At 64.4% G+C, this 12,105-nt stretch carries 12 protein-coding genes; 7 read left to right on the top strand and 5 right to left on the bottom strand.

Going from position 1 to position 12,105, the window contains the following annotated elements:
- Window positions 1-529: 529 nt before the first annotated feature.
- Window positions 530-736, bottom strand: coding sequence for a 30S ribosomal protein S21 (gene rpsU, locus RA26_RS10735; protein ID WP_005614280.1), 207 nt, complete (start codon window positions 734-736; stop codon window positions 530-532).
- 116 nt (window positions 737-852) lie between these two features.
- Between rpsU and RA26_RS10730 the strand changes: the two genes are divergently transcribed.
- Entirely contained in the window at window positions 853-1,554 is a 702-nt protein-coding gene (locus RA26_RS10730) for a COQ9 family protein (RefSeq protein ID WP_039183654.1), read from the top strand.
- Window positions 1,555-1,818: 264 nt separating this feature from the next.
- On the opposite strand, the gene RA26_RS10725 is transcribed toward RA26_RS10730, so the two are convergent.
- Window positions 1,819-2,199, bottom strand: a complete 381-nt coding sequence (locus RA26_RS10725; protein ID WP_039183652.1) for a VOC family protein — start codon at window positions 2,197-2,199, stop codon at window positions 1,819-1,821.
- Between the two features lie 39 nt (window positions 2,200-2,238).
- On the opposite strand from RA26_RS10725, the gene RA26_RS10720 reads away from it, so the two are divergent.
- Entirely contained in the window at window positions 2,239-2,784 is a 546-nt protein-coding gene (locus RA26_RS10720) for a winged helix-turn-helix transcriptional regulator (protein WP_039183650.1), read from the top strand.
- Between the two features lie 218 nt (window positions 2,785-3,002).
- Window positions 3,003-3,986 carry an NAD(P)H-quinone oxidoreductase gene (locus tag RA26_RS10715; protein WP_039183649.1) on the top strand — a complete coding sequence of 328 codons (984 nt, stop codon included), beginning with the start codon at window positions 3,003-3,005 and terminating at the stop codon, window positions 3,984-3,986.
- Between the two features lie 63 nt (window positions 3,987-4,049).
- Here the strand turns inward: RA26_RS10715 and RA26_RS10710 are convergent, their stop codons facing one another.
- Together RA26_RS10710 and RA26_RS10705 are read right to left on the bottom strand one after the other, a co-directional pair.
- Window positions 4,050-4,907, bottom strand: a complete 858-nt coding sequence (locus RA26_RS10710; protein ID WP_039183646.1) for a DUF2189 domain-containing protein — start codon at window positions 4,905-4,907, stop codon at window positions 4,050-4,052.
- A gap of 285 nt (window positions 4,908-5,192) precedes the next feature.
- A complete protein-coding gene (locus tag RA26_RS10705) occupies window positions 5,193-5,840 on the bottom strand; it encodes a ribonuclease T2 family protein (protein WP_039183644.1) in 648 nt (215 codons plus the stop codon).
- 146 nt (window positions 5,841-5,986) lie between these two features.
- On the opposite strand from RA26_RS10705, the gene RA26_RS10700 reads away from it, so the two are divergent.
- Together RA26_RS10700 and RA26_RS10695 are read left to right on the top strand one after the other, a co-directional pair.
- Window positions 5,987-6,757 carry a DUF1013 domain-containing protein gene (locus RA26_RS10700; protein ID WP_039183642.1) on the top strand — a complete coding sequence of 257 codons (771 nt, stop codon included), beginning with the start codon at window positions 5,987-5,989 and terminating at the stop codon, window positions 6,755-6,757.
- Between the two features lie 326 nt (window positions 6,758-7,083).
- Window positions 7,084-9,234, top strand: coding sequence for a hybrid sensor histidine kinase/response regulator (locus tag RA26_RS10695; RefSeq protein WP_039183640.1), 2,151 nt, complete (start codon window positions 7,084-7,086; stop codon window positions 9,232-9,234).
- Between the two features lie 101 nt (window positions 9,235-9,335).
- Here the strand turns inward: RA26_RS10695 and RA26_RS10690 are convergent, their stop codons facing one another.
- Window positions 9,336-10,223, bottom strand: a complete 888-nt coding sequence (locus tag RA26_RS10690; protein WP_039183638.1) for a LysR substrate-binding domain-containing protein — start codon at window positions 10,221-10,223, stop codon at window positions 9,336-9,338.
- A gap of 139 nt (window positions 10,224-10,362) precedes the next feature.
- Here RA26_RS10690 and RA26_RS10685 point away from each other — a divergent pair, with 139 nt between their 5' ends.
- Both RA26_RS10685 and ltaE read left to right on the top strand, forming a co-directional pair.
- Window positions 10,363-11,040 (top strand): hypothetical protein, encoded by a 678-nt coding sequence (locus RA26_RS10685; RefSeq protein WP_039183636.1) that lies wholly within the window; start codon window positions 10,363-10,365, stop codon window positions 11,038-11,040.
- Window positions 11,037-12,086 carry a low-specificity L-threonine aldolase gene (gene ltaE, locus RA26_RS10680; protein ID WP_082015805.1) on the top strand — a complete coding sequence of 350 codons (1,050 nt, stop codon included), beginning with the start codon at window positions 11,037-11,039 and terminating at the stop codon, window positions 12,084-12,086. The genes RA26_RS10685 and ltaE overlap by 4 nt, the downstream gene beginning before the upstream one ends.
- Window positions 12,087-12,105 lie beyond the last annotated feature (19 nt).

The raw sequence follows: 12,105 nt of genomic DNA, 5'->3' as shown, positions 1-12,105 counted from the left end.
CGGAGGCTGGCTGGCGGTCAGGGCGCGGCATCCGGGATTCGCGGTGCGCCAGAGCGGTTCCAGAGCAGCTGCCAAAAACGGGGAGGGCAAACGAACCGGACGCTGCCGGGGGGAAATGGCAGCGTCCGGAAAAAATGGAAACCCTGAAAGATGAGCCTTGTTTGCAGGGACCAAGACCGGCGCCGGTTACAAGGGGGAAGCGCCGATTGCCCAGGGTTTCGGAGAACCGGGTGTTCCAATCCCGGCCGGCGGGGCAATGGTTAGGGAAACGCAACTGATCTGCCCTGCCGTGAGTCTGTGTATAGCAGAAGGTGGCAGAGAAATACACCCTAAAGATGTATTTGTGATCAATTTGACATTTTTACGTGTGTCTTCCAGGGGGAGACCGGTACGCCGCGGTGCGCGATCAGCCGAAAGAGGTGCCACAAATGACAAACCCCCGGGCAGGGCCGCGGGGGTTGTCTGATCTTTTAGCGGCGGGTCCTGGGACCTGCCATAGTGCTGTCCAAAGCTGGAGAGCGGGGCCGGCTTACAGCAGACCTTCGCGCTGGGCTTTCTTGCGTGCCAGTTTACGGGCACGGCGGATCGCTTCAGCTTTCTCGCGCGCTTTTTTCTCGGACGGCTTCTCGAAATGTTGCTTGAGCTTCATTTCACGGAAGACGCCTTCACGCTGCAGCTTTTTCTTCAGGGCACGAAGCGCCTGATCGACGTTGTTGTCGCGAACACTAACCTGCATGTGGTTTTCACCACCTTTCTAAGTTGAGTTGCAAGGATTTGCAGGAGGTGGCCGTATAGCAAAGCGCGTATATTTTGTCTAGTAGGGTACCAGGACGCTGCCAGCGGGAGGCTGAGATGACCAAGGACCACGATCACGCACCGGAGGGTATCAAGGATAAACTGCTGGATGCGGCGCTGAATCATGTGCCGTTTGACGGCTGGTCGGAGGTGACGTTCCGCGCCGCCTGCCAGGATGCAGATGTGCCGGAGGTGCTGGCCCATGCGGTCTGCCCGCGCGGCGGTGTCGACCTGGCGCTGGCGTTTCACGCCCGGGGCGATTCGCGGATGCTGGAGCGGCTTGAGGCCGAGGACTTGTCGGGGATGCGGTTCCGCGACAAGGTTGCGGCGGCGGTGCGGTTCCGGCTGGAAGCGGTCGAGGACAAGGAGGCGGTGCGCCGGGGCACCACGCTGCTGGCGCTGCCGCAATATGCCGGCGATGGCGTCAAGGCGATCTGGACCACCTGCGACCTGATCTGGGACACGCTGGGCGACGGCTCGGACGATCTGAACTGGTACACCAAGCGCGCGACGCTGGCTGGCGTCTATTCTGCCACGGTGCTGTTCTGGCTGGGCGATGACAGCCTGGAGCATCAGGCGACCTGGGATTTCCTCGACCGGCGCATCGATAACGTGATGAACTTCGAGAAACTGAAGGCCGGTCTGCAGAAGAATCCGCTTCTGAAGCCCTTGCTGGTGGGGCCGAACTGGCTGGCCGAACAGATCAAGCCACCAAAGGGGCGCGATGATCTGCCGGGGTCGGTTGATCCGCGGCGCTGAAGGGGGGGGCAGTCCCGAGGTCGGATACCTGTCTGCTGGCGGCACGGGACTTGCCGTCAGCCAAAGCGCATATGCGCGTACCTTGCTGCAGATGGCGGGAGAGAGCCCAGAGCGGCGAATGCTGCGAAGGTTTTAGGCGGCCGTTATGGGGACATATCTGGCGACTGCAGATGAACGCTCAGTTTTGAAGACGTGCAGTGAGTTGCAGCTGAAGCCGTGCCTGCCGGAAGCAGGCACGCCGCAGAGGCATAGGAATTCCGCGTGTTACTCATTCCCGCCGGTCAAATCCTGCGCAAGCATCAGCGCATTGCCGTCGAGGTCGTAGAAAGTCGCGGTTTTGACCATGCCTTCGACGACATCCGTCTCGCCATCAAATTTGACTTTCGCCTGCTCCAGTTTCTGCCGGGCCGAATCCAGATCAGCGATCCCAAAGACAGGCACGCAGTTGCCGGGTGCTGGCTTGGTGTGCTCGCCAAGGCCGATAGCGACGCCGGGCGTGTTTGTCCGAAGCTCGGACCAGCCCGCCTCATCGGCATGATAGAGCAACTCAAATCCCAGCATGGTTTCGTACCACTTTGCGCTCGCATGGCGATCCCTGACTGACATTGCGATGGTGATGGTTTGGTCGACTGCAATCAGTGACATGGGCTTTCCTTATAACTAAAAATATACTAACTATACTTTATGGACATAGAAGCGTTTGTCAACATCACGTCGAAGGCTTGGGCGATGCCTATACTCTCGTGCCTGCATTCGGGCATTGCCGGACGGCAAGCGCCCCTGCTGGCCGCGACAGGGGCAGGCAGAACCGCCTTCGCGCAAAGCATGGATCACCTGATCGAAATTGGATTGATTGAACGAAACCCTGGGTATGGTCATCCGCTGCGCCCGGAATTCCGCCTTACGCAGCTGGGGATTGCGGCGGCGGCCCTTGCCCATAAGATTCAAGGTGTTTCGACAGCGGAAGATCAGCCTTTGCTGCGCCGCTCATGGACTTTGCCGGTTCTGACATCGCTCCACACACCAAGCCAATTCAGCGGCATCAAGCGAACCCTGCCGACGATAACAGATCGGGCATTGTCGCAATCATTGAAATCCATGGAGGCAAGGAATTGGGTGTGCCGCAGCGTGGATAGCGCCGCCCGCCCGCCGAGGTCCATTTATTGTGCGGTGAACACTGGCGGCCGGATCAGCCGGCTCATTGCACCTGAAATTACCTTCATGTTGTAGAAACGGTTGTTAGTTGAAAGAGGGCGGAAGTCAGGAAAGTCCGCGCTGCTATTACAATACCGGCCGAAGTTCTGTGACAGCGTTTGTAATGCCGCTCTGACAGATTCCTGCTGCCGGCGCGGCCACTCCGCATTCCGCCCCAACTGCGGCGCCTTTGCTGTTTGCGCTCACTCTGCCGGATGCTAGGCAGAGGGCAAGGATCAGGAGGAAATCAGCCGATGACAGAGATGATGCGCGCGGTGGAGATCACCAAACCCGGCGGGCCCGAGGTGTTGAAGATGTGTGAACGCCCGGTGCCGCAACCGGGCCATGGCGAGGTGGTGATCAAAGTGGCCTATGCCGGGGTGAACCGCCCCGATGCGCTGCAGCGCGCAGGTGCCTATGATCCGCCCAAGGGCGCCAGCGACCTGCCGGGGCTGGAAGCCTCGGGCGAAGTTTTGGCCGTGGGCGCGGGCGTCAGCGGCATCGTGGCGGGCGATCAGGTCTGCGCGCTGCTGCCGGGCGGGGGGTATGCGGAATATGTGGCAACGCCGGCGGCGCATTGCCTGCCAATCCCGGTGGGCATGGATCTGAAACAGGCAGCGTGTTTGCCGGAGACCTTCTTTACCGTCTGGTCCAACGTCTTCACCCGCGGCGGGCTGAAGGCCGGCGAACGGTTCCTGGTACATGGCGGCTCTTCCGGCATCGGCACAACAGCGATTCAGCTGGCCAGGGCGTTCGGAGCGCGGGTGTTTGCGACTGCGGGGTCGGATGAGAAATGCCAGGCCTGCCTGGACCTGGGCGCCGAGCGGGCGATCAACTACCGGGACGAGGATTTCGTCAAGGTGCTGCGGGATGAGGGCGGCGCCGATCTGGTGCTGGACATGGTCGGCGGCGATTATATCCCGCGCAACATCAAGGCGATGGCCGAGGACGGGCGGCTGGCGCAGATCGCCTTTCTGCAAGGCCCCAAGGTGGAGCTGAACTTTGCCTTGATGATGGTCAAGCGGCTGACGCTGACCGGATCGACCCTGCGCCCGCAGAGCGACCTGGCCAAGGCGCAGATCGCCCAGGATCTGGCGGAGGCGGTCTGGCCCCTGCTGGAAGCAGGCAAGGTGGCGCCGGTGATGGACAGCGAATTTGCGCTGGACGAGGCGGCAGCGGCCCATGCCCGGATGGAAAGCTCCGGCCATATCGGCAAGATCGTCCTGAAGGTGGGCTGACTGCTTCAGGCCTGCAAACCAAAGGGCCGGCGGATGCGCCGGCCCTTGTTTGGTTTCAGGTGTTCACTCCACCGCGCGCCGGTACAGATGCCAGGTCGCATGTCCCAGCACCGGCACCACGATGATCAGCCCTGCCAGGAAGGGGATTGATCCGACGATCAGCGACACGCCGACGATCAGGCCCCAGGTCATGCAGACCATCGGGTTCTTGCGCAGCACCTTGATCGAGGTTGCGACCGCGACCGGCAGGCCGACATGGCGGTCCATCAGGAGCGGGAAGGACACCAGACTCATCGCCAATGCGGCAAAGGCAAAAACCGCGCCCACGATGCCGCCGCTGATTGACATCATCCAGCCCTCGCGGGTGGTCAGCACGTCGCCGACGAAGCCCATGATCGAGGCCGGCGGCTCTGGCCCCAGGGTGCGGCTGTAGATCATGTCTGCCGCCACCAGCCAGATGATGAACAGGGCTGCCAGATACAAGCCCAGCACCAGAATGGCGCCAAAGGAGGGCGAGCGAATGACCGCGAAGGCATCCATCCAGCGGGTCTCCATCCCGGCCTCGCGGCGCGATGACATCTCATACAGGCCGACTGCCGCGACGGGGCCAAGGATGGCAAAGCCCATGATCATCGGCACAACGAGCGGCAACAGGTTCATCGACAGGCTCATCACGATGAGCGCGATGCCGATAATGGGATAAAACAGCACCAGGAACATCGCGTCGGAGCGGCATGCGGCAAAATCCTCCAGCCCGGCGGCCAGCGAATGGATGATGTCATCCATGCTGAGCTTGCGTGCCTCCGGCATTGCCGCAGCGCCGGTGCTGCGCATTTCGCTGACGGATTGGCCAACGTGGTGGGAGGTGGTCTCTGCACCCTGCAGAAGCCAGCTGAGCGGGTTACCGATTGTTTTTGCCATGCGCTTCCTCCTTCTCGCTGACCAAAACGGAGTGCCGTTCAGGCAGGGCCGGGCGCGGCACGTGGTGTAATGTAGCACGAAACGCGGCAGTTTCCGCTTCACAGGCGCTTTACCGCCTTGGGGCGGGGCGGAGGCATGTTTCCGCACCTGCCGGCGGCGGCGCTGGCTGCGTGGCAGGGTTTGTGTATTTGGGGAAAGATGAAGACTGGGTCCCCTGTTCATCTGGCCCGAAATATCCCGGAGTGAATTGGCCGTGGGGCCTAGAGGGGCAGCGCCCTTGCCTGTTCAGCGGATGGGCGCGAAGCGGGCGTTTTTCAATGTGCAGTCCCTGATCACGTCGCGCCCGCAGGGCACCGGCTCCAGTGCCTTGGACAGGCAGATACGGGCCTCCTGGATGGCGCCGTCGCGGCAGGTAATGGTCAGGCTGTCGCGGCTGAGGTCCGGGTTGTCCTGCAGAAAGGCCTGCTCAACAACGGCGGCAGGCAGGGTCACCGGCTTCTCGAGACTGCGGAAGGCGGCGGGGCGGGTGACGCGTTCGTAGGCCGCACGCATCGCGGTGTAGTAGTCCCGCGCGCTGAGGCCGGAGCAGGTGCCGTGTTTCTTCCACTGGTGCCAGGCGAGCCCTGGGCTGCCCATGATGTCTGCCATGTCCCGGCTCATTGCGCGGCTCGGCGGGGCCTCTGCCGTGCGGCAGTAGCTGGGCCAGCCGCGGTGGTACTGGGGCCAGAGGCCATGCAACGTCCAGCCGTAATCATGACGGGCATCACATTGGTCCGCGCCCTTGGCGTCGCCCTCCAGCGTGCACCAGTTCGGCGACCAGCTGAGCGACAGCACGTAGTAGTCGAAGTCGCCCGCAGGCTCGCCGTCCGCCGCCGCAAGCACCGGCAGCAGGGTCAGAACAGCCGCAAATATACCTGTGAACAACTTGCGCATTGGCCTCTTTCCTTATGCATCGATGCCGACTATATAGGGCGGAAGTTCCCCGACAACGGAAACCTGCCCCGGATCGCCGGGGACGCCATTTCAGGCGGCGGGAGAGATGTATCCGGGGATCAAAGGTGTTTTAAGGAGATGAGCACATGGCAAAACCGTTGATGGCCAAGGCAACCGCCGTGTGGCTGGTGGACAATACCACAATCAGCTTCAAGCAAATCGCGGATTTCGTGGGCATGCACGAGCTGGAGATCCAGGGCATCGCCGACGGTGAAGTGGCGGTGGGCGTCAAGGGCTTCGACCCGATGGCAAACAACCAGCTGACCCAGGAAGAGATCGACAAGGCGCAGGCCAACCCGCTGCACAAGCTGAAGCTCAAGTTCAACCCGGCAGCGGCCGGCGAGGAAAAGCGCCGCGGCCCGCGCTACACTCCGCTGTCCAAGCGCCAGGACCGTCCGAACTCGATCCTGTGGCTGGTCAAGTTCCACCCGGAACTCAGCGACGGCCAGATCGCCAAGCTGGTGGGCACCACCAAGCCGACCATCCAGTCGATCCGCGAGCGCACCCACTGGAACATCGCCAACATGCAGCCGATCGACCCAGTGGCGCTGGGCCTGTGCAAGCAGTCCGAGCTGGATTCCGCGGTGCAGAAAGCCGCGGCCAAGAAGGCAGCCGAAGGCGGCGTGATGAGCGATGACGAGCGCCGCAAGCTGGTCTCCACCGAGCAGTCGCTGGAGATGGACGCTGAGCCGAAGATCCCGTCCGCCATCGAGGGTCTGGAAACCTTCACCCTGGGCGGCGGCCTCAATGACGACGAGGACGAGAAGAAAGAAGAGGACGTCCTGGACGCCGACAGCTTCTTCAACCTGCCCGCGGGCGGCGATGATGAGGACGACGACGAGGACAGCCGCTTCTGATGCGGACCTGCCCGTCCTAGGTCAGCCGGCCGGTCCGGCAAATGGAAAATCTGTAAAAAGCCGCAGATCCGGTGCTCCGGATTTGCGGCTTTTTCTGTTAGAATTGAGTCTCAATCATACAAGATGTTGACTGCGCACGTGTAGTTCGCGCAGCATGATGTTGCGGTGCAGCCATGTTCCAGGCTGCCTGCAGAATTGAGCACTGCGGAGGACGCCCTTGGGTAAAAGGGGGCTGGTCTGCGGCGCGGAAGGACAGTGTTTTGTGAGTTTGCCAGGGGTCCGGACCCGGAAGGCCGGCCCGTGCAGGGATGGCAGGAGTATTGGTTATGGACGCATCCGGGGGTGCGGCGCTTGGGGCAGGCAGCCGCTTGGATCTGGAAGAGCTGGCGGGCGCAAGCGGCGCCGGGTTCTGCCAGGCATTTGCAGATCAGCTGGCACGGGGATTCAGCGCGGATCTGGTCACAGTCAGCGCATTGCGGATCCGGCAGGGCGAGCACCTGAAGGTGGTGGCCAGCTGGTTCGACGGGATGCCGCTGGGGGATTTCGAATATGACGCGCGCGGCGCGCCGTGCCGGGACGTGGTGCTGCGCGCCGCGCCGCAGGTTTTCGCGGACCGGGTGCAGCAGCTGTACCCGGAAGACGCGATGTTCATCGAAGAAAACATCAACGCCTATGCCGGGGTGCCCTTGCTGGACGCTGCGGGCGCAGTTGCCGGCCTGGTGCAGGCGGCCTGGCGGCAGCCGCCAGGGGCGGCGCTGACAGCAGAGGCCGTAGCAGCCATGCAGCAGTTTGCCCGGCGGCTGGGGGCGGAGCTGGCCTCCATGCAGCAGGCCGCAGTCCTGGCGGCGCTGGCGCGCGGGGCGGGGGCAGGCAGCCTGTCGCCCCGGGCGGCCCTGCGGCAGCTGGCGGTTCAGATGCAGCGCGCCTTCCGGGTGCGAAGGGCTTTCATCGCTGAATACACGGCTGACAGCCCGGGCTGCTACAGGGTTCTGGCATGCTGTGATGGCGGGCTGGCCGCTGCAGGCAGCGGCGAGGAGCTGATGTCTTATGAGGGCGCCCCTTGCGCTTTCCTGCAAGAGGGAGAACCCTTTCTGGTGCCCAAAGGGCTGCAAGAGATGTTTCCGGCGCAGGAGGCGTTCCGGGCGCAGGGGGTGGTCTCCTATTTCGGGATGCCGCTGCGGGATGAGAATGGGCAGCTGATTGGCCATTTTGCGCTGCTGCACGACGGCGAGATGGCCGCCGGATTTCAGAACAGCAGCTTGATCGGCGTCTGTGCAGCACGGGCTGCGCATGAGCTATGCCGCGGCAGGGCGGAGCGGCGGCGGCGCCAGGCGGAACAGGCGCTGCTGCTGCGGCGCAAGGCCGAAAGCCTTGGGCTGCTGGCGGGCACAATCGCGCATGAGTTCAACAACCTGCTGGCCGGGATGCAGGGCCGCAGCGAGCTGGCGCTGGCGCATCTGGAGGCCGCGCATCCGGCAGCAGCGGATGTGCAGTCTGTGAAGGCGGGGCTGCAGGATTCGGCCCGGCTGATGCGGCAGCTGCTGGGCTATGCAAGGGGCGGCGGCACCCCGCAGCCGGAGGCCTGCGATCTGAACCGGATCGTCCGTGAGACGCTGGCGCTGGTGCCACCAGAGTGCAAGCTGGGCAAGGCGGTGGTTCTGGATCTGGAGGCAGGGGAACTGACTGCCCGGATGGATCCGGCCCAGGCCGGTCAGCTGCTGATGCAGGCGGTGCTGAATGCGGTTGAGGCGATCGGGCCGGGGGCCGGCACGGTGACGGTCTCCACCCGGCGCAGCAGCCTGGGCTCGGCAGAGCGGCGGCGGCTGCTGGCGGGGCGCAGGATGCCTGCGGGCCCCTGCGTCATGCTGGAGGTGCGCGACACAGGCGGCGGCATGGCACGCGATACCGTGGCGCGGATATTCGATCCGTTCTTTACCACCAAGCCCGGCGGCCGCGGTCTGGGGCTGGCGGCGGCGATGGGCATCATCAGCAGCCACCGGGGCGGGCTGGCCGTGGACAGCCGGGAGGGCGGCGGCAGCACCTTCCGCTTCTATTTCCCGGCCTGCGAGGCGGCTGAGGTTCAGGCCGCCGGACCCGCCGCGGCGCCAGAGCCGCGCAAAGGGCAGGCGCGCCGTATCCTGGTGGTGGATGACGAGGACACCGTGCGCCGTGCTGTCGCCGGCCTGTTGCAGCTGCGCGGCTGCGAGGTCGCAAGCGCGGATGGCTATGATGCGGCGCTGGCGCTTATTCAGACTCAAGGACCGTTTGACGGCGCGGTGATCGACATGAGCATGCCGGGGCGCGGCGGCTGGGAAACACTGTCCCGGCTGCGGCAGCTCCAGCCCGGGCTGAACGCTGTGATGATGAGCGGCTTTGCCTTCAGCGCTGCGCAGGCGGGTTACCCGGAACTGGATGGGGTTCAGGTGCTGGACAAGCCGTTCACCAAGGAAAAGCTGTACAAGGCGCTGTTCCGCTAGGGGAGCCCGCATACCGGAGTGCTCCCGCGCCTGCAGGTGCCCCTGCGGGCCCCTTGGCAGCCTTGGGCGTGGCGCCGCGCTGATGCGCGGCGCGGTGGCGTCTAGGCGCCGGGCGCCTGTTCCAGCAGCCAGGTCCGGACCCGTTCGATCCGGCTGATGCCCGTCTTGGCCTGCGGTGTCAGCAGATAATAAGCGCTGGCGGGCGTGCAGCGGTGCGGGTGGGCCAGGGTCAGGCTGCCTTCCGCCAGCTCGCGGCGGACCAGAAGCTCCGGCAGGATCGCCACCCCGTGGCCGTATTTCACCGCGTCGATCAGCATCTCGAACTGGCTGAACAGGGGGCCGGTGGGACGGGCGGGCAGCGCCTGGCCCAGATCTTCGAACCAGATCTGCCAGCTGAGCGGGCGGGTGGTGTGCTGCAGCGACGGGTGGTCCAGCAGGCGGGCAGCCTCCTGCGGCGGAGCTTCCAGCAGGCCGGGGGCCGCCACCGCCACCAGGGTTTCCGGCATCAGGAGATCGGCACGGAAACCGGGCCACGGCGGATCGCCCTGCACGATGGCCAGATCCACCAGGCTGGCATCCACCTGTGCATTGTCCAGGTAGGTGATGGTGTTGACCGTCAGCCGCGGCAGCGCCTGAGCAAGTTCCGCAAGCCGCGGCATCAGCCAGCGGCTGCCCAGCGTCGGATAGGTGCCGATGTTGAGCGCGCCGTAGGGATTGTCGCGGGTGCGCAGCCGGTAAAAGGTGGCTTCCAGCGCCTCAAGCTGCGGCGCCAGCTCCTGCAGCAGCATTCCGCCTGCGCCGGTCAGATGCACCCGCTGGCGCTCGCGTTTGAACAGGGTCTGACCGGTCTGCGCCTCCAGCCCCTGGATCTGGCGGCTGAAGGCGCTTTGCGACAGGTTCATGGCGCGGGCGCCCTGGGCAAAGCTGCCGGAGCGGGCTGCTGCCTCGAAACACAAGAGGGCGGAGGTGGGCGGGATCTTGCGGCGCATGGAGTTACCCTGCCATGTGTTGCAATTTTTGCAAGAAGGATTGCGGAAACGCTGCTTTTGGGACGGGAAGCAGTCTGCAATGCTGGCGTCAAGTGCAACACCCGAACATGCGAACGGAACGAAACTGGGAGCGCGCAGCATGACTTTTTCACCGCAGATCAAGGACGCCGATGTGCAGGCCGTCACCCGGGCCATGCAGGCCATGCCCGATTCCGCCTCGGTGGCGGAGTTTGTGCCGGGGCCGGGCATCCAGCGGCTGGAGCTGACGTTCGACATCCAGCTGTTGCAGGAGGCACTGCAGGAATGTCTGCGCCGCGAGGACTTCATGGGCGGCATGCAGGACCAGGGGTTTGCCGCGCTGCCGCTGACTCAGCGGCCGGGGCAGTCCGAGTGGACCGCCAATGATCTGTCGGGCCGCTACTGGCTGCGCGCCGACAGCCGCTATGTCGAGGAGCCGCGCGAGGATCTGGTGCCGGAGGTGGAGTTTTCCGAGTTCAATCCGAAATTTGCAGGAACCTACTTCGAGCATGTGCACGAGGAACTGGCCAAACGCTTTCCGATCGGGCGCACGCGGGTTTTGTCCAAGGGGCTTTACAACTGCAACTCGTGGCACCGCGATCCGGAGCCGCGGCTGCATATCCCGGTGCTTTCCAATCCCGGATCATTGTTTATCGTGAATCATCACGTCACCCACTTGCCAGCCGACGGCTCTGTCTATTTCACTGACACCCGCGGCTACCACACCGCATTGAACGGAGGCGAAACCCGGCGTGTCCACATCGTGGCGGCGCTGGCCTATGAACAGGTGACGGAATGAACCAATACGCCGGCATGGCGCGGGCCGGGGACAATGCGGCCCTGTGCGACCTGCGCAGCGATACGGTGACGCGGCCCGATGCGGGGATGCTGCAGGCAATGGCCGCAGCGGAGCTGGGCGATGACGTTTATGGCGAAGACCGCTCGGTGAACCGCCTGGAGGCCGTTCTGGCCGAACGGCTGGGCAAGGAAGCGGCTCTTTTTGTGCCCACCGGCACCATGAGCAATTTTGCTGCCATGCTGGCGCATTGCCAGCGCGGCGAGGAAGTGATCTGCGGCAGCGGCTACCATGTGAACGCCTACGAGGCGGCTGGCGCCTCGGTTCTGGGCGGCATTGCGCTCTGCCCTCTGCCCGTGCGCGCGGACGGGGCGCTGGACCCGGCAGAGATCCGGGCTGCGGTAAAGGAGGATGATCCGCATTTTCCCGTCAGCCGCCTGGTGTCGCTGGAAAACACCCATAACGGGCTGGCAGTGCCGCTGGCGGATATGGCCGCAGCGGCGGAGGCCGGCCGGGCTGGCGGGCTGTCGGTGCATCTGGACGGGGCGCGGTTCTTCAACGCAATCACCGCGCTGGGGTGCGCGGAAACGGATCTTGCCGGGCTGACGGACACGGTGTCGGTATGCCTGTCCAAGGGGCTGGGCACACCGGCGGGATCTGTGCTGGTCGGGCCAGCGGATCTGATCGCCAGGGCGCGGCGCTGGCGCAAGATGCTGGGCGGCGGCATGCGGCAGGCGGGCGTGCTGGCAGCGGCCGGGCTCTATGCGCTGGAGCATAACGCTGAGCGGCTGGCAGAGGATCACGCACGGGCAGCGGACCTGGCCGGAGTGCTGCGGGGGCTGGGCGCGGGTGATGTGTCTCAGGCCACCAACATGGTGTTCTTCACGCCCGCTGACGGGCGCAATGATGATCTGCGGGCGCATCTGGCAGCCGAGGGCGTGGTGATCGGCGGCGGCAGTTCCGGCGCGATCCGCCTGGTGCTGCACAAGGACACCGGCGATGGTGCGCTGTCCCGGGCGGTACAGGGGCTGCAACGTTTCTACGGCTAACGGAGGAGAGCCGGAAAAT

The sequence above is a fragment of the Leisingera sp. ANG-M7 genome (genome assembly GCF_000813965.1).
GTDB lineage: Bacteria > Pseudomonadota > Alphaproteobacteria > Rhodobacterales > Rhodobacteraceae > Leisingera.
The sequence above is the reverse complement of the archived record's forward strand: the minus strand, read 5'-3'. Positions and strand labels throughout refer to the sequence as shown.